The organism is Streptomyces echinatus, assembly GCF_014203595.1.
Lineage (GTDB): Bacteria > Actinomycetota > Actinomycetes > Streptomycetales > Streptomycetaceae > Streptomyces > Streptomyces echinatus.
The window spans coordinates 193,142-212,738 of the sequence record NZ_JACHJK010000002.1; the positions used below are offsets into that span (position 1 = coordinate 193,142).

The window sequence follows — 19,597 nt, forward strand, 5'->3', positions numbered from 1 at the left end:
CTGCGGCTCAGCGGGCGAGCTCTCGTACGATCCCTTCGTCGATGCCGATACCGAGGCCGGGGCCTGACGGCACCTCGGCCACCCCCGCGCGCACCTGGATGACGGAGCCGGTGGCGTAGGGGCTGCTCAGGAACTGCCGGCCGTTGAGGTCGGCGGGGGCGATCAGGTCGTGGGCCGCGAACAGGTGCAGGGATGCGGCGAGGCCGATGTCGGACTCGGTCAGCCCCGACCCCATGAGCGCCACGCCGCAGTCCTCGGCCAGCTGGCACTGGCGCAGCGCCAGGGTGAGGCCGGCGCAGCGCTGCACCTTGGCCACCGCGATCCCGATGGCCCCCCTGCGGACGAAGGCGGCGAGGTCGCTCGGGTGGCGCAGGCTCTCGTCCACGGCGATCGGGACCGGACTGAGGTCCCGCAGTCGGCGCAGTCCCTCGATGTCGTTGGCGGGCAGGGGTTGTTCGAGGGCCGCCACGTCGAGCGGTTCCAGCAGGCGGGCGAGGCGCAGCGCGGAGTCCTGGGTGCCGTCCTGGTTGGCGTCGACGATCAGGCGGGCATCCGGGGCGGCCTCCCGTACGGCCTTCACCCGGGCGACCTCGGCGGAGATGTCCGGTCCGGACGCGAGTGCGGTTTTGATCTTGAAGTGACGGTACCCATGGGCCCGGCCCTCGGCGACGGACTCCGCGAGCGCGCCCGGATCGGCGCCCATGGCGATCCAGCACAGCTCGACGCTCTCGTGGCGACGGCGCCCCCACAGCCGGCCGAGACTCACGCCGCGGGACCGGGCGAGTGCGTCGTGCCAGGCGACGTCGAGGGCGGCGCGTGCCAGCGGCATCCCGGTGGACCAGCCGCGACGGATCGTGCGATCACAGGCCCGCACCAGCCTGTCCAGGTCCCACAAGGGCAGACCCGTGACGGCGGGCACCAGGTACTGCGTCAACGTCGACACGATGGACTCGGTCGTCTCGTACGTCCAGGAGGGGATGGGCGTCGCCTCGCCCCATCCCGTGCTGCCGTCCGAGGCCGTCACCTTGACCAGCACCCGGACGGCCGGGCGTCCCCGGGCGGTCACTCGGCCGCCTGCGATCGTGAAGTCCCGCAGCGTGGGCAGGGCGACCGTGAACGTCTCGACGCGCTCGACGGTCACGGCGGGCGGGGTGTCGGCTGTCGGCGTCAGAACCATTGCGTCTTGTCCACCGCGTTGATCAGCGGCTGTCCGGCGGCGAACCGCCGCGCGTTGTCCACCAGCACCTGGAGCCTGCGCTCCGCGGCGTGCGGTCCGGCACCCGCCACGTGCGGGGTGATCAGCGCCCTGGGGTGCCGCCAGAGCGGATGATCCGGCGGCAGCGGTTCCCGCTCCAGGACGTCCAGGGCAGCGCCTCGGATCCACCCCGTGTCCAGGACCGCGATCAGGTCGTCGAGGCGGACGGTGGGGCCGCGGCCCACGTTGACGAGACAGGATCCGCGTTTCATCGACGCCAGCCGCGCCGCGTCCATCAGCCCTTCCGTCCGAGGCGTGTGGGGCACGGTGAGGATCACGACGTCCGCCTGCGGGAGCACACGGTCGAGGTGTTCGGGTGGATGCACGCGGTCGAATCCGGGTGGCGGTGCCGTCACCCGGGGGTCGACGCCCTCCACACGCGTGCCGAACGCGGCGAGCAGCCGCCCTGTCTCGGCGCCGACCGCGCCCGCGCCGACGACGAGCACCCGCGCCTCGCCGAGCGGCACGATGGCGTCGTCCGACCAGTCCGGTGCCCAGGTGGCGGCCGCCTGGTCGCGCACATAGCGCGGGAGCTGTCTGGCGAGGGCCAGCACCAGCGCCACGGCGTGCGCGGCGACATGGTCGGTGTAGGTGTCCCGCATGTTCGTCACCTCGACCGGATGACGTACCAGCGCCGGATGGTAGAAGCCCGGCGGTGGCCCTGCCTGGGGGGCTTGCAGCCACCGCAACCGGGTTGCGGCGGCCAGGAGTTCGGGGGTGAGGCTGCCGTATGCGGCGTCGGCGTGGGCGAGCGCGGCCGCGAGGTCTTCGGCGCCCTCGGGGCAGAGGACCTCGATCCCCGGCACGGCGTCGGCGAGGATGCCGGGCCAGGTCCGCGTCTCGTCCGGCCGCGGGGGGATCATGACCAGGGTGAAACCGGCTGTGCTCATGCGGCGTGCTCCATCGCGTCGGCGACCACCTCGTGCCGCAGCGGGCGTCCGGCGATGTACCGGGACAGTTCCTCGGCCATGGCCTGGCCGAGCATGCGCCGTTCCGGACCGAGGCTCCCGGCGAGATGGGGAGTGACCACCACGTTGTCCAGTTGGAAGAGCGGGGAGCCGTCGCGGGGTGGTTCGGGGTCCGTGACATCCAGTACGGCGAACAGATCCGGCCGCTCACGGAGTACGGTCACCAATGCCGCCTCGTCGACCAGGCCGCCGCGCGCTGTGTTGACGAGCGTGGCATCGAGGCGCATGGACCGCAGCAGTCGTGCGTCGACCATGCCTCGGGTCTCGTCGATCAGCGGAGCGTGCAGACTCACGACGTCGCATTCGGCGAAGACACGGTTCAGCGTGGCGGGTTCGACGCCCAGTGCACGGGCGTCGGAGTCGGGCACGTACGGGTCGTGGGCCAGGACGCGTACGCCGTGCCGCAGCAGGAGTCGCGCGGTGGCCCGCCCGGTGGCGCCGAGGGAGACAAGCCCGACGGTGGCTCCCGCCGTACCCGGTTCACTGAGCCGAACGGCTGCCGACCGGGTACGGCGCGCGGTGAGGACGTAGCGCCAGCCGTGCTTGAGGGCGTACAGGATCTGGGAGAGGGCGAAGTCGGCGACCTTGTCGGCGATCACCGTCCCGGCGGACGAGATCCGTATTCCGCGCTCCCAGGACGCGTCGGTCACCAGGGGGCGCACCGATCCGGCGGCGTACAGCACGAGCCGGAGCCTCGGCGCGCGGTCCAGGAAGTCGGCGGTGAGCCGGGGGGCACCCCAGCCGGTGACGAGTACTTCGACGTCCCGCAGGGTTGCCGCGGAGAGGTCCTCCGCGGCGCACGGCGGCTGCTCGATGGTCAAGTGGTGTTCGATCTCGATGCGTTCGTCCGGCCCGTAGACGTCGTCGAAGCGGGCCGGATCCATCACGTACAGTCCGGTGAGCGGCTTGTGCGTCACGCTGCTCCCTCCGCGGTCGCTGTGGTGATCGTGTCGATGGGGGTGACTGCCGCCTGTGCCTCGGCCGTGCGCAGAGCACGCAGCCGGGCGGGGGAGGCGAGACCCGCGTGGTAGTAGCGAATGGCCCGCGCTCCGGCGGCCCGCAGCCGAGCCACCCTCCTGGCGAGGTGTGCCGGGTGCTCCTCCAGTACGGACACGTTGGCGATGACCGGCCGGGTGCTGTCCCGCACCGCGTCCTTGACGCGGGCCACCGCCCGGTCCTCGTCGTCCCAGCATTTGACGACGAAGCCCGTGGCCCGGCCGGCGAACCGGTCCAGCGCGAGACCGCTGTCGGGTCCGATGGCCTGCGGGTCGCCGTCCGCCATCAGGAGGATCTCCCGGCCGGACGCGACAGCGGCGATCTGCCGCGTCAACTCCTCGATCACGGACTGCCGGTGACGCAGCAGGGCACCTGCGGCCTGCTCCCCCAGCGACTCGGTGAGCAGCCGCGGGGCCCGGACTCCGGCACGCATCTCCGCGTCGACGGTGCGACGTGTCGCATGTGCGACAGCGACGGGGTCCGCTCCGGCGGACTCGATCCCCTTGCGGCAGGCAGGGCACAGGCAGACCGACAGAAGGGTGCGACAGCCTCGGCTCAGATCGGCGCCGGCTGTCTTCTCATGGTGGCTGCCATGGTCGAATCCCAGCCATCCGCAGGCCTCCAGCATCAGGGCCGGAACCTCCGCGGCGTCGTAGCGTTCGCAGAAGGCTCGGATCAACCGGACGGCGTAGAGGGCGACTTCGGGTTGCGCAGGGCACAGGGCGTAGCCGTAGCGCTCACCGAAAGCGTTACGCACCGTCAGATCGGGTGCGCGCTCCCCCATCGCCGTGCTGTGCGTGAGGACCAGCCACGCCTCGACCCGCAGTCCCTGGCTCCGCAGCGCCGAGGCCGCGGTGCCGAAGCGGTCCGGGGTGTCGACGGCCCAGGCGGGCGCAGCCGGTACCAGGCGCCTGTGCCGCCACCGGTCCGGGACGAGCGGGAAGTACGCGGCGGCGTGCGTGGCGTGCACGATGCGGTGGACGGGATGGTACGGCGTCATGGCGCGCACCGAGTGGTAGGCGGCCTGCAGGACCACCGCGCCCACGCCGAGCGCGGCGATACGTTCGGCCGCGGCGGGGTCGCCCACCAGGTCCCAGGTGTAGGCGAAGACGCCGTCGGGATCGGCGGATCCGAGCGGCTCGGTCGTCACGTGGCTCACTCCTTGGTGGCGCCGGCCAGGCCGCGCACGAAGTAACTCTGGAAGAAGATGAAGACGATCAGCATCGGAATGACGGACAGGGTCATTCCGGCGGCGAAGCCGGTCCAGTCCACGGAGTGCTCGCCCTTGAACGACAGCATTCCGACGGCCAGGTTCTGCAGGTCCGGCTGGCCGAGTGTGAACACCAGCGGGATGTTGAACTCGTTCCAGTTGGTGATGAACTGGAAAATGACGACCACGGCGATGACGGGCTTCGCCAGGGGCAGGACCAGCCTGAAGGTCCGCAGGAAGCCTGCCCCGTCGAGCTTCGCGGCGTCGAAGAGGTCCTTCGGTACGCCGGAGAAGAATCCGACGAAGAGAAGGACATAGAGGGCGCCCGCCGCACCGGACATCGCCAAAACGACGCCGGCCCGCGTGTTCAGCAGGCCGAGCCGGTCGACCAGGACGAACTGCGGGATGATGATGGAGGCCACCGGCACGAACAGGGTGGCCACGATCAGGCGGTGCAGCAGTTTTCGTCCGGGGAATTCGTAGCGGGCCAGAACGTAGCCGCACAGGGCCGACTTGAACAGTTCGATGAGGGTGGATGCGACCGCGTAGAGAACCGTGTTGAAGAGGTACCGGGAAAACCCGGCGTCCACCCACGCCCGGCGGAAGTTGTCGAAGTTCCACTGGTCGGGTATGAGGCTGGCGCCTCCTGTGAACAGCCCGTTCTGGGTCTTGAAGGCCCCCGCGACGATCCACAGGAACGGATAGACCCAGACCAGACCGACCACGATCAGCAGGGGCAGAGCCACGAGGTTGGCCCGGGCGGGCCTGGAAAGACGCACGGAGCGGCGGGGGGCCGAGGGCGTGCGGAGTTCGGGACGGGACATCAGACTCCGTACTCCTTCCGCAGTCTCTGCGCCCTGCGGACGAAGAGGCCCTGGCTGGTCACGAGGACGAATGCCATGACGGAGAAGAGCAGCGCGGCAGCCGAGGCGTATCCGTAGGCGAAGGGCAGCGAGCCGAATGCCTGCCGGTAGATGAAGTACGAGACCACGTAGGTGCTGGTGCCCGGGCCACCACCGGTGAGGGTGACGACGAGCCCGAACACATGCATCGCGTTGACCAGGGCAAGCATCACGATCACCACGGCCACGGGCCGGATCATGGGCAGGGTGATGCGCGTGAGCTTCTGCCACTCGCTCGCCCCGTCGAGGGCTGCGGCCTCGTACAGTTCGTCGGGCACGTTCTGCAGCGCCGCCATCCAGTAGATCATGTACTGCCCGAAGACCTGCCAGACGGAGATCAGGATCAGCGCCAGCAAAGCGGTCCAGCGGTTGGCGAAGACATCGGTCGTGCCGTCGGTCAGGCCGAGCCCGTGCAGCGCGGAGTTGAGCGCGCCGTTGGACGGGTTGAGCAGATAGGTGAAGACGAGGCCGGCCATGGCCACGGGAATGATCAGTGGCGCGAAGAAGACCGTGCGCAGCGCCTTCTTCGCCCGCAGCCACTTCCTGGTCATCACCAGCGCGGCGAGCAGGGACAAGGGCAGCTTGATCAGGGTCGTGCCGATGGCGAACAGCAGGGTGTTGACGACGGCCTGCCAGAAGAGCGGGTCGCCGAGCAGACGGCTGTAGTTGTCGCCGCCGACGAACTGCTCGGGCGGGCCGGTGCCCGACCACTCGAAGAAGGAGTAGTAGACGGTCGCGATCAGCGGCCAGAGCGTGAAACCGAGGTAGAGGAGGAGGAACGGCCCGAGGAAGGCCGCCACCCATAACCGGTCACGTCCACGGGCACGCTCCCGGTTCCCCTCGGGTGGTCTGCCGGGCCGGCTTCGGAACGCCGCTCTCCGTGGGCGGGCGGCAGTGGTCGGGGCGGCGTCGGGCGGTCGCGGGCCGGTGGGCGCGAGAGTCATAGGAGGTCCTTTGCGGTCCTTGCTGACGTCCGGTGTCCGGGGCGAGAGCGGCTACTTGGCCGGCCGGTAGTCGGAGGTGTACGACCAGTCGGGGAAGGTGAAGCAGTCGAGGGAGACCTTCAGTCCCTGGGCCGCTTCCTGCTTCAGCTGGTCCGTGAGGGTCTTCTGCCGTGCGGCGACGATCCGTTGGGCCTCGGGCCGAAGTGACGTGCCCGAGTTCAGGGCCCCGGACATGGCCTCGTACTCCCAGGTGGGCCGCTCGCCGATGGCTTTGACGTATGCCTTGGACTTCACCAGGTCGGGGCACTTGGCGACCGGGAGGGGCAGCTTGACCCGGTAACCGGGCTCGTCGGCGATCTTCGTGATCCGCCGGATCGCGGGGTCCGTGATGTAGCGGGCGTTGTCCGCGAAAGCCAGCGTCCCGAAGCCGTCCTTGAGGTACTCCTTGGCGAAGTAGCCGTCGGGCCGCGTCATCCAGTCGAGGAAGGTCCACGCGGCCTTCGACTGTTTGCTCTTCGCGCTCACCCAGTACTTGTTGCCGTCCGGCTGGCTCCAGAGGGCACCCTTCGAGCCGTCGTCCGGAACGGGATGGGGAGCCACGGCGTACTGGTCGGACTTCATGCCGAGGGAGGTGAGCACCGAGGGCAGCCAGGTGCCGTCCATCATGATGCCGGCCTGTCCCGAGGCGAACTGCTGCCGGGAGAAGTTCTTGTCGTTGGTGCCGGGCGCCAGGTAGCCGTCCTTCTTGAGCTCCTGGATGAACGCGAACACCTTCTGCGCCTGCGGTTCGGCCAGCGAGAACGTGCCCTTGCGGTAGTCGAAGAACCAGTCGTTGAAGGTGTACTCGCCGGCGGCGAGGGCGTAGAAGATGCGCTGAAAGTCGACGTCCTTGGTGGGTGCGGCGATGCAGTAGGCCTTGGTCTCGGCCTTGATACGGGCACAGGCTGTCTTCAGGTCGGACCAGGTCTTCGGGGGCGCCGCCGTGTCGAGTCCGGCGTCGGCGAAGACCTTCTTGTTGAGGAACATGTAACCGGGACCCCAGTAGGTGCTCTCCGAGAGAGGGAACCCGTAGGTCTTCCCGTCGAGTTGGTTGACCCCGTTGACGAACGAGCCGGCCGGCCACCGCTCGGTGAAGCTCGCGGGCAGCGCGGAACCGCCGTCGAGTGGCTGGATCCACTTCTGGTCGAGCAGTTGCGACATGGCCAACGGGCCGTTGTCGCTCCAGTAGAAGATGTCCGGGCCCTGGCCGCTCTGGAACGCCAGCGGCAGCGTGCGCTTGTACTCGTCCTGGGAGATCGACTGCCACTGGACGGTGATGTCGGGGTGCTGCCGGTGGAACTCCTCGGTGACCTTCTTGTGGAAGTCGGTCTGCTCCGCGGAGTAGTCCCAGATCTTCAGTGCGGTGCCCGAAGAGCCTGAGCCCCCGCCGCACGCCGCGAGCAGCGGTGCCACCACCACGGATGCAAGCGCCAGCCTGCCGATCCGGGATGTTCCCGCGCTGCGTCCTGTCCCCATCGTCGGCTCCTGCTCTGTCGGGATCGCGGCTCTGTCGGCCCTCGGTGACACACGGGGCCGAAGCGCGGATGACGTTAGGGCGCATCACCCGGGCTAGCAAGCGTTTTCACGAAGTCATGCTTCCCGGCTGACCCTGATGGCGTGTCATGAAGCGCCTCTGAACAGGAAGTTTTTGGCACTCGACGACCTTCGAAGAAAGTTAGGTATAGCTTGAGGGAGCGCTTTCACAGATTTCTCGCCGGGTACCGGGAGCCTGGGCGGGCCCCCGGGCCGCCGGAAGGGAGTACGTCGTGCAGGTCCTCGTCCTCACCAAGCCGTTCGGGTCGCTGCCACCCGAGAACCTCGCCGACCAGCTGGCCAGGGCCGGGGCGGACGGCGCGGATCTGCTGGTCAGGGACGGGCAGACCGTCACACCCGCCACCCCGCGGCGGATCAGCGAGACGGCACGAGCCCTACGCGGCAACGGACTTGAACTCGGCCTCGTCAGCACGGATCTGACCGCGGCGGGCAGCGAGGCCGAACGCATCGTCGGGCATTGCGCCCAGGCGGGCGTACGACTGCTGCGCCTCGGCTTCTACCGGTACGAGGCGGGGTCGGACCACGCCTCCGGCCTGGACCGGGCCCGACGCGACCTCGCGGGCCTCGCCGAACTGGCCGCCCGCCACGGCGTACGGCCCGTACTCGCGCTGCACCACGGCACGTTGCACCCCTCGGCCGCCCACGCGATGCGGCTCCTGGACGGCCGCGACGACGTCCGCGTGCTGCTCGACCCGGGCAACCAGGCCAAAGAGGGAAGCGAGGACCTGCGCCTCTCCCTCGACACGCTCGGCGGCCCGGACCGGGTTGGCTGTGTGGGCGTGAAGAACGCGGTGTGGGAACCGAGTGGGCCGAGTGGCGGCTGGAACTGCCGCTGGCAGCCGCTCGCCGACGGCGGAGTCGTCCCCTGGCCCGTGGTCCTGTCCGGTCTCGCCACACTCGGCTACACCGGCCCGCTCTCCCTGCACGTCCACTACCCGCCCGACGACCCGTTCGCTGCGGTCCGTCGGGACCTCGCCCACCTGCGCGGACTACGGACCGCGGCGGGCATACCGCCGTCGGCCGGCTGAACGACGAACTACGCTGACGTGAGACCAAGGGCGACTGGGAGCTGGGTTTGGCGACTTCGAACGTACCGGGGACGAGGGGGAACCCGAGATCCTCGGCAGAGCGGGCTTTCCCTTCGGACGGTGTCGGCGAGATGCCGGAATCGCCCGGTTCGACGAGCGGTTCCCCCGCGAGGAAAGGCGCGCGGCAGCGGCGCGTCACGATCACCGACGTCGGGGCGGCGGCGGGGGTGTCGACCTCCACGGTCTCCCGCGTCCTCAACGGCACGGCCCGGGTCGATCCCGAGCTGGTGCGCCGTGTGCAGAGCGCCGTCGCCGAACTGGGCTATCGCCCCAACGCCGCTGCCCAGGGACTGGCCCGCGGCGAGGCCGGCGCCATCGGTGTGCTCGTTCCCGACCTCTCCAACCCCTATTTTCCCGATGTCCTGAAATCCATCTCCGCCGTGGCCCGCTCGCACGGACGGCGCGTGATGGTGATGGAGTCGGACGAGGACCCGGCGAGCGAGCCCGAACTCGCCGAGGACCTGATGCGCTGCTGCGACGGCGTCCTGCTGTGCTCCCCCCGCATGGACCGCACCGCGCTCCTCGATCTGACCCTGCGCGGCCATCCCCTGGTCCTCGTCAACCGGATCGTCCCCGGGCTGAGCACCCCTTCGATCTCCGCCGACTTCTACGGGGGGATGACCCTGGTCTGCGGTCACCTCACCCAGCTCGGGCATCGCCGGGTGGCCTATCTGAGCGGCCCGGAGTCGTCCTGGGCCAACGCCGAACGCCTCCGGGCCTTCGATGCCGCGGCGGCCTTCGGCCTGGACGTCGATGTCGTCCCCTGCGGCCACACGGCGCGGCAGGGCTACGAGGCCGCCGGCACCGTGCCCGACCGCGGTGCCACGGCTGTCGTCGCGTACAACGACCTGGTGGCGCTAGGTGCGGTGGCCGCTCTGGAGGAGTCGGGTGTGCGGATCCCCGACGACATGTCGGTGATCGGCTGCGACGACATCTCCCTCGACGACCTGCCCGCCTCGCGACGGCTCACCACGGCCTCGCTGGCCCGGCACGAACTGGGGCGGCAGGCCGCCCAGCGGCTGGAAACCCTGATGACCGTCGGCGGCGACACCGAGCCCCTGTACATCCCCATGGAACTCCGGGTACGCCACACGAGCGCGCCACCGGCTCTCCGGCCGTCCCGCCCCGCCACCGCACCGCCCGGACTCTCCACGGCCGACTGAGGCCCACGGCAGTTCACCGACGTGAACCACTCGGGGCCGGGAGGCCTTGGTCAGTCGGTCCCGGTCGTCAACACCCCTTCCCAGACGCGCAGTTCGGCATCGATGAGCCGCGCGAACAGAGGCATTTCCTGTGAGATCGCCGGGCTGTTCGCACACCGCTGCGCCAGGCCGAAAACCGCGTTCGTGCACGCGATCGTCGTCTCGAGCGCGGGGAGCGCGGGGTCGATGGAGCCGTCCCGCTGCCCTTGCTCGAACGCCGAGAGGGAGTCCTCGAGGAGGGACACCGTGAACGCGTCGTAGGCCTCACGGTCGGGCGCCGGGATGTGGTCCTTGACCGCGAAGTCGACGAAGCTGATGAAGATCATCCACTGGGGATGCTTCGAGGCGAAATCCGTGATGGCACGCAGCTGGGCCATGAAGCGGCGCAGACCGGGCTCCGGCCGCGGCTCCGGCTCGGCCCGCATCTCCTTGAGGATCATCTGCTGCGCGTACATGAGAGCCGCCTCGATCGAGGCGAAGTACTTGTAGTACGTCTTCCGGCTCATCCCGACGGCACGCACGAGGTCGCTCACGTTCGCCGCGGCGAACCCCCGGCCGGCGACCAGTTCGATGAGCGCGTTCGCGATGTCAACCCGCTGCTGCTCGCGAAAGGCCTCCAGCGCGGCCGTGTCGCCGCGCTCCCCCGGACGGCCCGTCGGCGCGACAGCGTCCACCTCGGCCACGTCACCCTCCTTGACAGCTCGATTCGACCGAATCTAGCATCCGAGGGGTGGTAACAAGGTGTTACCACCGATCTCACCAGGTGCTATGCCGCTCTGAGCGTTGTGTTGCCCCCTCTCCTCAGAGCCCCTGAACGTCCTGCCATTTCTCTGCTGAGCCGCCGAACGAAATGGGCTGAATCCATGACGCCACCGAGCAGCACTTCGGACGACACGACGTCCGGGCTCCTCGCACAGCTGACGACCGACGAGAAGATCGCCCTGCTGTCGGGCGCCGGATACTGGAGGACGGTCGGATACCCGGAACGCGGCATCGCCGCGTTCACACTCAACGACGGTCCGCACGGCGTCCGGGCGGTCTCCGCCGACGACCACCTCGGGGCCTCGAACGCCGCCACGGCCGTCTGCTTCCCCACTGCCTCCGCGCTGTCCTGCAGCTGGGACACCTCCCTCGCCCGGGCCCACGGCAGCGCGCTGGCCGCCGCCGCGCGTCTGGCGGACGTGGACGTCGTCCTGGGCCCGGCCATGAACATCAAGCGCACGCCCCTGGGCGGCCGCAACTTCGAGTACTTCTCCGAGGACCCCTGCCTGACCGGCCGTCTCGCCGCGGCAGTGGTCAGCGGCGTCGAGTCGGGCGGGGTGGGCGCGTCCCTCAAGCACTTCGCGGTGAACAACCAGGAGTACGACCGGTTCACGATCAGCGCGGAGGTCGACGAGCGCGCCCTGCGCGAGATCTACCTACGCGGGTTCGAGATCGCCGTGACCGAGGGGCGGCCGGCGACGGTGATGTCCGCGTACAACGCCGTCAACGGAGTGCCGTGCTCCGAGAACCACCGGCTGCTGACCGGGATCCTCCGCGAGGAGTGGGGCTTCGACGGCCTGGTCGTCAGCGACTGGGGCGCCGTGCAGGACCGGGTGACCGCCCTCAGGGCGGGACTCGACCTGGAGATGCCGGCGTCCCAGGGGCTGGGCGCCGCCGCCATCGGCGCCGCGCTGAAGTCCGGCGAGCTGAGCGAGGAGGACGTCGACCGCGCCGCAGCCCGCGTCGTCGAGCTGGCCGCCCGCTTCGCACGCGAGGACCGCCCCGAACCCGTGACGACGAGCGAGGCCGAGCTGGCGGACATCGCCCGCACCATCGCCCAGCAGTCGATCGTCCTGCTGCGCAACGAACGCGGCACCCTCCCGCTGAAACGCACCACAGCCGTCGCGCTGATCGGCGAGTTCGCCGAGAACCCCCGCTTCCAGGGCGGTGGCAGCTCGAACGTCCAGGTCGCCTCGTTCACCACCGCGCGCAAGGAAATCAGTCGTTTCCTCCCCTCGGACCAGGTGCTCCATGCCCGCGGATGCGAGGGCGAGGAGATCGACGAGGCGCTGCTCGACGAGGCCGTGGAGGTCGCCGCGCAGGCCGATGTCGCGTTGCTCTTCGTCGGACTGACCGAGATGACCGAGTCGGAGGGCTTCGACCGCGAGACGCTGTCGCTCCCCGCCTCCCACCTCGCCCTGATCGACCGGGTCTCCGCGGTCACCCCACGCACCGTCGTGGTCCTGCACAAGGGTTCCGCCGTCGACATCGCGTCCTGGCACGACAAGGCCGACGCGATCCTCGACCTCAACCTCGGCGGCCAGGAAGTCGCCGCGGCGGCCCTCGATGTGATCTTCGGCGACGTGAACCCCTCGGGCCGCACCAGTGAGACCGTCCCGCTGCGGCTGGAGGACACCCCGGCCCACCTGGACTACCCGGGCGGACTGCGCCGGGCGCACTACCGGGAGAGCATCTGGGTGGGGTACCGCTACTACGACCGCCGGAAAATGCCGGTCGCCTATCCGTTCGGGCACGGCCTGAGCTACACCGACTTCGCGTACGCCGACCCGCGTGCCGTCGTCCACGACGACGAGAGCGTCACCGTCGAGGTCGCCGTCCGCAACGTGGGCGAACGCGACGGGTTCGAGGTCGTGCAGGTGTACGTCCACGACGACGTCAGCAGCGTGGCGCGCCCGGAGCGCGAACTGCGCGGGTTCAGCAAGATCTGGATCGCCGCCGGCGAAAGCGTCACCGCACGCATCGAACTCGATCGCCGGGACTTCGCGTTCTGGGACGAGCACCGCGACCGCTGGACGATCGAGAGCGGCGCCTTCACGATCGAGATCGGCAGCTCGTCCCGCGACATCCGCGCCCGCGTCGGCGTCGACCTGGCCGGCGACGCCCCCACCGCGGAGATCATCGACCGGCACACGCCGGTGCGGTACTTCCTGGGCGACCCCGAATTCGCCGCCGTCATCGAGCAGTTCGTGTCCTCTTACCCGATGTTCGGAGGCGACTTCGACTCGCTTCCCCCGCTGGCCCGGCGCATCGTCACCGAAACGATCAACGGCATGCCGCTGGAGAAGCTGCGCCTGGTCTCAGGAGGTGCCTTCTCCGAGGACGCCATCGCCTCGGCGATCGCCCGGCTCACCTCCCTCCGATGACAGCCCCCGCGCCGTTGCCCGACGCGGCGACACCAGCCGGCTCGACGGTGGCTGTGCGCTACCGGCCCGGATCACGAGCCATACGCAGGTACACGTTCCTGTACGCCCTCGCCACTCTCGGCGTGGTCCTGTTGTTCGGGTCGGCGGCCGTGCTGCTGCCGCTGCACGTACAGGAACTGGAGTTCCCCCGCTTCTTCACCGGAGCCGACGCGCACCTGAGCCTGCAGAGCCTGGAGGATCTGAAGAAGCAGGTCGATGCGGGCAAGGTGTCCCCGACCCCGCATCAGGAACGGCTCCTGACCCTGCTCGACCGGTTCAACTCGTCGCGGGCGACCCGGCTGTCGCTCGTGACATCGGTCGCCGTGTTCGTCACGATGCTGATCCAGCCGGTCATCGGCCTGTTGTCGGACCGGACCCGGTCGGCATGGGGCCGCCGCGCACCGTGGATCGCCGGCGGCGCGATCGCGGGCGCCGCGCTCATCGCGCTGTTTCCGCTCGTGCCGGACATCGCGGTGCTGGTCGTCCTCTGGTCCTTGGTACAGATGGCTGCGAACGTCGTTCAGGGTCCGCTCAGCGCCACCGTCGCCGACCGGATTCCCGAGGACCGTCTCGCCGGCGTCTCCACGGTCACCGGCATGGTCGGGTACTTCGGTGCGATCGTCGGAGCGGCCGTCACCGGAACCCTGTTCACCGTGATGGGGCTCGCCGCGTACTTCCCGCTCGCAGTCGCGCTCGCGCTGGGAGCGGTGTCGTTCGTGTGGTTCGCCCGCGACCGGTCGTCCAGGGACCTGGTCGTCGAGAGGCCGCGGCTGCGCAGCTTCCTCTCCTCGTACGTACTGGCGCTCGGTGACCGGGACTACCGGTGGGCGTGGATCGCGAAGGTGCTGCTGTTCATCGGCTACGGCATATCGACCGTGTACGCGGTCTACATGCTGCAGAGCTACGTGTCGCCCGGGCTGTCGGTGGACGATGCCGCGAAGACGGCGCCGCTGGTGCAGGTCGCGGGTGTCCCCGGTGCACTGGTCGGCATGGCCGTCTGCGGCCGGTGGTCCGACCGGATCGGCCGGCGCAAGCCGTTCGTGGCAGCCGCGTCGCTCATCATGGCCGGATCCTTCCTCATCCCGTTCGTGTGGCCGACGCTGCCCGGGATGTTCGCCCAGGCGATCGTGGGCGGACTCGGGTTCGGCGTGTTCATCGTCGTCGACCAGGCACTCTCCATCGACGTGTTGCCGGACCCCGACGCGGTCGGCCGCGACCTCGGTCTGGCGACACTGGGCGGAAACCTCGGCCAGGCCGTCGGCCCCCTCCTCGCCGGCGCGGTCGTCGCCGTGTTCGGCGGGGCGTACGGCCCCATCTGGCCCTTCGCCTGTGTCCTGGTCCTCATGGCCGCCTTCGCCGTGCTCCCGATCAAACGCGTGCGCTGACATCTCGCCGCTGCACTCCGCTCCACTCCAGCCAGAAAGGGCACTCCCTCATGACCGGCACCGAAACCGGTATCCGATTCCCCTATCAGGACCCCGGCCTCGACGTGGACCAGCGGGTCGCCGACCTCCTCGCCCGGATGACCGTGGAGGACAAGGCCGGCCTCATGTTCCAGCCGGTGGCCACGATCGGAGAGCTCGACGCTCCCGGCATGTTCGGCATGCCCTCGACCCGCGGGCTGCTCGACAAGCACATCAACCACTGCAACATCCTCCAGGTACCGACCGCGCGCGGCCTGGCCGAATGGGTCAACGCCGTCCAGGCCGAAGCGCGCAGGCAGCCGTTGGGCATCCCGTTCACCGTCTCCAGCGACCCCCGCCACTCCTTCGCGCACAACCCCGGCACCGCCATCATGGGCGGCACGTTCTCGCAGTGGCCGGAGATGCTGGGATTCGGCGCGCTCAACGACCCGGAACAGGTCGAACGCTTCGCCGACACCGTCCGCCGCGAGTACCTCGCCGTCGGCATCCGCCTGGCTCTGCACCCGCAGATCGACCTCGCCACCGAGCCGCGCTGGTGTCGCGCGAGCGCGACCTTCGGTCAGGACGCCGAGATCGCCGGCCGTCTCGGTGTGGCGTACGTGAAGGGCCTGCAGGGACAGCGGCTGGGCACCGAGTCGGTCGGTGTCATGGCCAAGCACTTCCCGGGCGGCGGCCCGCAGAAGGACGGCGAGGACCCGCACTTTGCGTACGGCAAGGAGCAGGTGTATCCGGGCGGACAGCTGGAGCTGCACCTGCAGCCGTTCCGCGAGGTGATCGCCGCGGGTGTCGCGCAGATGATGCCCTACTACGGAGTCCCCAGCGGCATCGGTCTGGAGGAGGTGGCGTTCTCCTTCAACAAGGAGATCATCACTGATCTGCTGAGGGAGGAGCTCGGCTTCGACGGAGTCGTCTGCACCGACTGGAGCATCCTCTCCGAGCGGCCCTGGGGTGTGGAGGAGCTGACCTTCGAAGAGCGCATGCTGAAGGCTCTGGACGCCGGCATCGACCAATTCGGCGGCGAGTTCACGCCGGAGGTCCTGGTCGGGCTCGTCCGGGCCGGCCGTGTCCAGGAGTCGCGGCTCGACGTGTCGGTGCGACGGCTGTTGCGGGACAAGTTCACCCTGGGGCTGTTCGACGACCCGTTCGTGGACGTCGAACGGGCCGATCTTCTGGTCGGCACCGCCGAGGCTCGCGAGGCGGGCCTGGCCGCCCAGTCCGCCGCCCACACGCTGCTGGTCAACGCGGACGGCGCGCACCACCTGCCCCTGCCGAAGCTGATCAAGGTGTACGCCGAGGGTGTCGACCCCCTCGCGTTCGCCGGGCGGGCCGATGTCGTCGCCGAGGCGGCCGAGTCGGACGTGGCGGTACTGCGCCTGGTCGCGCCGTGGGAGCCGCGAGGCGGTTTGGAGGGCCTGGAGTTCTTCATGCACGCGGGGGATCTCGGATTCCCCGACGAGCGGATCCGGCACATCCGCGAGATCGCCGAGCAGGTCCCCACCGTCGTCGACGTCTATCTGGAGCGTCCGGCGATCCTGACACCGTTCAAGGATCTCGGTGTGACGCTGATCGCGAACTTCGGCGCGAGCGACGAGGCATTCGCCCGGGTCCTGTTCGGCGAGGCCGAACCCCTGGGCAGGCTGCCCTTCCAACTGCCCTCGTCGATGGAGGCGGTCCGGTCCAGCAGGCCCGACGTGCCCGGCGACACCCCGGACCCGGCCTTCGAGTTCGGCGACGGCCTGAGCTACGAGAACTGGCGACCCTCCCCGCCGCCCACCGACGACGACCGCGCGAAGACCACGCTGACCCGCGCCGACGGGCTCGACCTCGCAACCGTCACGCTCGGCGCCGTCATGGACGACCCGGCGGCCGGACCGGTCCTCGCCGAGGCCCTTCCGATCCTCCACCACCTGCCGATGCTCGACATCATGCGCAGCCTGCCCTTCAGTCACGTACTCGGCCTGGTCTCCGACGACCTCGGCCCGGACGCCGTCGAAGCCCTCAAGGAAGTCCTCAGCAAATGACTGCCCACGGTCAAGAAACAACACCCCCGCACGGCCACGGCCGGCTGCGCCCGCCGCGACGGGGACGGGAGGCCATGCGATGACAAGTGACAACCCGACCGACCCACGAAGCCGATTCAAGATCGCCCTCGACGAGAGGTTCTCGAAGCCGATCGGCCCCCGCGCCCACGCCGCTCGCCCCAGTGGTCATCCCGTGCTCGTGTGCGCGGGTGACAGCATCACCCAGGGCGCGGGGGGCTCGAACTGGGTACACCAGGTCGCCCGGACCGTTGCTCCAGCGATGACCTGCGTCAATGCCGGCGTCGGCGGCAACGTGGCCTGGAACCTGCTGGCCCGCCTCGACGAGATCATCGCCTGCCGCCCCATCGCCGTGACGGTGCTCATCGGCACGAACGACGCGCTCGCGCAGATCTCCGCCACCTGGTCCGACTCGTCCGTGAAGCACCAGCAGCTTCCGCAGCACCCCACCGCGCAGTGGTACGAGGACAACCTGCGACGGATCGTCGACCGGCTGAAGTCGGAGACGACCGCCGACATCGCCCTCATGTCGCTTCCGCCGCTGGCCGACGCGGTCGACGGCAGATGGCACGACCTCGTCGCTCCCTACAACGCGATCATCCACGAGGTCGCGACGGAGGCCGGGGTGCCGGTCCTGCCCGTCCACGAGCGCGTCACGACCCTCATCACCGGCGAGCCGGCCAGGCCATGGGACGGAACCAGAAAGCTCATGGGCATGTCGTTGTTGCGCAGGCTGGCTCTGCGGCAGTCCTGGGACACCATCGCCCGGCACCACGGTTTCACCACCACCCCGGACGGAGTGCACCTGAACGAGCACGCGGCCGCACAGGTCGCCGCACTGGTCACACAGTTCGTGAACGCCGCGGTCCAGGCCAGGAAGGCCTGATCCGACCGGTCCGGCGAGGGACCGCCGACGGCACCCTTCGCGACCGGCCGTCCCACCGGTCGGCCTCCTGCTCGGCGGCACACCCGTGCCTGCCGGACTGCGGGAACGGCCAGGTCACACCCATCCCGTCTACTCGTCAGGAATCTCATGAGCCTTCCTCTGATCCCCGCGCCCGCCACGGCGACCGTCCATGAAGGAACGCTGCTCGTCAGCGAGGCCCTCGGCGTCGTCGCGTCGGGTGAGCTCTCGGACGCAGCCGCGCGATTCGTGGCGGACGTCCGGACCGACTCCGGCATCGCCCTCACCTCCGTCCCTGGGGCAGCGACCGCCCACGGCCCCCACATCACACTGCTGATCGACAAGACCGATATCGACGACGTCGCACCCGCCGCGGGCCTGCGGGCCGACGGCAAGGCGATCACCGGCGACGCCGACGAACGGCATGGCCTGGAGATCACCAGTGAGGGCGCGCGCGTATGGGGCCCGACGCCCGAGGCGGTGCACCGCGGGCTCACCTCGCTGCGGCAGCTCATCGCCGCCCATGCGCAGGACGGCACCGCCGCTCTGCCGGCCGTCCGGATCATCGACGGTCCCCGATTCGCCTGGCGCGGACTCTCCCTTGACGTCGTACGGACCTTCCACGGACCCGACGTGATCCGCCGGGTCGTCGACATGTGCTCACTGCACAAGGTGAACGTGCTCCACCTCCACCTCACCGACGACCAGGGGTGGCGGATCGAGGTGCCTTCGCGGCCCACGCTGACCGAGGTCGGTGCCCGTGGCGCGAGCGGCGACCGTCCGGGCGGCTACTTCTCCCGCACCGAGATGGCCGATCTCGTGGCCTACGCGGCCGAGCGCTTCGTGACGGTGGTCCCGGAGATCGGCATGCCCGGCCATGCCACCGCAGCGATCAGTTCCTGCCCCGAACTCGCGCCTGCAGAAGCCCACTCCGTCGACCTCGGTGACGGGACCAGCTTCGGCCTCGACGGCCTCGACCCCGCTCGAACCGAGACGTGGGCGTTCGTCGAGGACGTCCTCGACGCCGTGATCCCGCAGTTCCCGCACAGCGCGTATGTGCACATCGGCGGGGACGAGGCGTACATGCCCGACGAGGTGCACGCCGCGTTCGTCGGGCGGGCCGCCGAGCTGGTGCGTGCCCGAGGCAAGCGGGTGGTCGGCTGGCAGGAGATCGCCCGCGCCTCCCTCAGCTCCGCTGACGTGGTGCAGTACTGGATGGAGGCGGCCGAGGTCGAGGCCACCATCGCCGGCGAGGCCCTGAAGCAGATGGCGCCGCCGGAACTGCTGCCGATCCTGATCGGCAACCTGAAGAAGGCGCAGCACGACGTGCCCAGCGCACTCGCCCTGGGCACCCGGCTGCTCATCTCCCCCTCCGCCTGGTTGTACTTCGACCGGCCGCACGCCGACGCGTCGTCCGACGCGGCTCAGGAGGAGGCGCGAGGGCGGGTCGGCATGCCGCTGTATCCCGCGAAATCGATCCGTGCCGGCCTCGAATGGGACCCGGTCGACGACACACCGGGAGTGGAGAGCGACGCACAGATCGCGGGCGTCGAAGCGGCCATGTGGTGCGAGACCGTGGAAACCCGGGACGAGCTCGAGTTCATGCTTCTCCCTCGCCTCAGCGGCCTGGCGGAGAAGGCATGGGCACGGCGGAAGCCCGCCGACTGGAACGACTACGCCGCCCGCCTCGGGCACCAGTCCGCCCTCTGGCAGCGGCGCGGCTGGAACTGGCTCCGCTCAGTGGAGATCGACTGGGCGTAGAGGTCCCATGCCCTGGCCGCCCTCATCCAACCGTCGATGAACAGTGCCGCCCTCGCCGCATGCCTGCTGGCCATCGTCACCTGCGGCCTGCCCACCCGCGTCAAGCAAGCCGCCTACGCCGCAACC

At 69.7% G+C, this 19,597-nt stretch carries 15 protein-coding genes; 7 read left to right on the forward strand and 8 right to left on the reverse strand.

The annotated features are described in order from the left end of the window. Positions 1–7: 7 nt before the first annotated feature. The 7 genes from FHS34_RS05380 to FHS34_RS05410 form a co-directional block, all read right to left on the reverse strand. On the reverse strand, positions 8–1,177 hold the full coding sequence (locus FHS34_RS05380; protein WP_184961689.1) for a mandelate racemase/muconate lactonizing enzyme family protein: 1,170 nt from the start codon (positions 1,175–1,177) through the stop codon (positions 8–10). Beyond that, positions 1,168–2,145, reverse strand: a complete 978-nt coding sequence (locus FHS34_RS05385) for a D-2-hydroxyacid dehydrogenase (RefSeq protein WP_184961691.1) — start codon at positions 2,143–2,145, stop codon at positions 1,168–1,170. The genes FHS34_RS05380 and FHS34_RS05385 overlap by 10 nt, the downstream gene beginning before the upstream one ends. Next, the gene (locus FHS34_RS05390; RefSeq protein ID WP_225817532.1) at positions 2,142–3,140 is read right to left on the reverse strand and encodes a hydroxyacid dehydrogenase; all 999 of its coding nucleotides are present in this window, start codon (positions 3,138–3,140) and stop codon (positions 2,142–2,144) included. Before FHS34_RS05390 ends, FHS34_RS05385 begins: the two co-directional genes overlap by 4 nt. Continuing rightward, positions 3,137–4,369: a hypothetical protein gene (locus FHS34_RS05395; protein WP_184961693.1), complete on the reverse strand. Its 1,233-nt coding sequence runs from the start codon at positions 4,367–4,369 to the stop codon at positions 3,137–3,139. Before FHS34_RS05395 ends, FHS34_RS05390 begins: the two co-directional genes overlap by 4 nt. A gap of 5 nt (positions 4,370–4,374) precedes the next feature. Continuing rightward, the gene (locus FHS34_RS05400) at positions 4,375–5,253 is read right to left on the reverse strand and encodes a carbohydrate ABC transporter permease (protein WP_184961696.1); all 879 of its coding nucleotides are present in this window, start codon (positions 5,251–5,253) and stop codon (positions 4,375–4,377) included. Further along, positions 5,253–6,131: a carbohydrate ABC transporter permease gene (locus FHS34_RS43335; protein WP_184961698.1), complete on the reverse strand. Its 879-nt coding sequence runs from the start codon at positions 6,129–6,131 to the stop codon at positions 5,253–5,255. Before FHS34_RS43335 ends, FHS34_RS05400 begins: the two co-directional genes overlap by 1 nt. Positions 6,132–6,326: 195 nt before the next feature. Further along, the gene (locus FHS34_RS05410) at positions 6,327–7,790 is read right to left on the reverse strand and encodes an ABC transporter substrate-binding protein (RefSeq protein ID WP_184961700.1); all 1,464 of its coding nucleotides are present in this window, start codon (positions 7,788–7,790) and stop codon (positions 6,327–6,329) included. Positions 7,791–8,080: 290 nt separating this feature from the next. Here FHS34_RS05410 and FHS34_RS05415 point away from each other — a divergent pair, with 290 nt between their 5' ends. Then, on the forward strand, positions 8,081–8,896 hold the full coding sequence (locus FHS34_RS05415) for a sugar phosphate isomerase/epimerase family protein (protein ID WP_184961702.1): 816 nt from the start codon (positions 8,081–8,083) through the stop codon (positions 8,894–8,896). Between the two features lie 131 nt (positions 8,897–9,027). Beyond that, a complete protein-coding gene (locus FHS34_RS05420) occupies positions 9,028–10,119 on the forward strand; it encodes a LacI family DNA-binding transcriptional regulator (protein WP_184961703.1) in 1,092 nt (363 codons plus the stop codon). Positions 10,120–10,169: 50 nt separating this feature from the next. Here FHS34_RS05420 and FHS34_RS05425 read toward each other — a convergent pair whose 3' ends face one another. After that, on the reverse strand, positions 10,170–10,841 hold the full coding sequence (locus tag FHS34_RS05425; protein WP_184961705.1) for a TetR/AcrR family transcriptional regulator: 672 nt from the start codon (positions 10,839–10,841) through the stop codon (positions 10,170–10,172). A 180-nt stretch (positions 10,842–11,021) separates the two neighbouring features. Between FHS34_RS05425 and FHS34_RS05430 the strand changes: the two genes are divergently transcribed. The 5 genes from FHS34_RS05430 (at position 11,022) to FHS34_RS05450 (ending at position 19,471) form a co-directional block, all read left to right on the forward strand. Beyond that, on the forward strand, positions 11,022–13,304 hold the full coding sequence (locus tag FHS34_RS05430) for a glycoside hydrolase family 3 C-terminal domain-containing protein (RefSeq protein WP_184961707.1): 2,283 nt from the start codon (positions 11,022–11,024) through the stop codon (positions 13,302–13,304). Continuing rightward, positions 13,301–14,728, forward strand: a complete 1,428-nt coding sequence (locus tag FHS34_RS05435) for an MFS transporter (protein WP_184961709.1) — start codon at positions 13,301–13,303, stop codon at positions 14,726–14,728. Before FHS34_RS05430 ends, FHS34_RS05435 begins: the two co-directional genes overlap by 4 nt. Positions 14,729–14,778: 50 nt before the next feature. Next, positions 14,779–16,788, forward strand: a complete 2,010-nt coding sequence (locus FHS34_RS05440; RefSeq protein WP_184961711.1) for a glycoside hydrolase family 3 protein — start codon at positions 14,779–14,781, stop codon at positions 16,786–16,788. Positions 16,789–16,867: 79 nt separating this feature from the next. Beyond that, complete coding sequence (locus FHS34_RS05445; protein ID WP_184961713.1) at positions 16,868–17,692, forward strand: SGNH/GDSL hydrolase family protein; 825 nt, start codon at positions 16,868–16,870, stop codon at positions 17,690–17,692. Between the two features lie 147 nt (positions 17,693–17,839). After that, positions 17,840–19,471, forward strand: a complete 1,632-nt coding sequence (locus tag FHS34_RS05450; RefSeq protein WP_184961715.1) for a beta-N-acetylhexosaminidase — start codon at positions 17,840–17,842, stop codon at positions 19,469–19,471. The last annotated feature ends 126 nt before the right edge of the window (positions 19,472–19,597 follow it).

Excerpts from the sequence above, each read along its gene's own strand:
- FHS34_RS05380 (WP_184961689.1), bottom strand. The coding sequence starts at position 1,177 with ATGGTTCTGACGCCGACAGCCGACACCCCGCCCGCCGTGACCGTCGAG.
- FHS34_RS05385 (WP_184961691.1), bottom strand. The coding sequence starts at position 2,145 with ATGAGCACAGCCGGTTTCACCCTGGTCATGATCCCCCCGCGGCCGGAC.
- FHS34_RS05400 (WP_184961696.1), bottom strand. The coding sequence starts at position 5,253 with ATGTCCCGTCCCGAACTCCGCACGCCCTCGGCCCCCCGCCGCTCCGTG.
- FHS34_RS05410 (WP_184961700.1), bottom strand. The coding sequence starts at position 7,790 with ATGGGGACAGGACGCAGCGCGGGAACATCCCGGATCGGCAGGCTGGCG.
- FHS34_RS05420 (WP_184961703.1), top strand. The coding sequence starts at position 9,028 with ATGCCGGAATCGCCCGGTTCGACGAGCGGTTCCCCCGCGAGGAAAGGC.
- FHS34_RS05430 (WP_184961707.1), top strand. The coding sequence starts at position 11,022 with ATGACGCCACCGAGCAGCACTTCGGACGACACGACGTCCGGGCTCCTC.
- FHS34_RS05435 (WP_184961709.1), top strand. The coding sequence starts at position 13,301 with ATGACAGCCCCCGCGCCGTTGCCCGACGCGGCGACACCAGCCGGCTCG.
- FHS34_RS05440 (WP_184961711.1), top strand. The coding sequence starts at position 14,779 with ATGACCGGCACCGAAACCGGTATCCGATTCCCCTATCAGGACCCCGGC.
- FHS34_RS05445 (WP_184961713.1), top strand. The coding sequence starts at position 16,868 with ATGACAAGTGACAACCCGACCGACCCACGAAGCCGATTCAAGATCGCC.
- FHS34_RS05450 (WP_184961715.1), top strand. The coding sequence starts at position 17,840 with ATGAGCCTTCCTCTGATCCCCGCGCCCGCCACGGCGACCGTCCATGAA.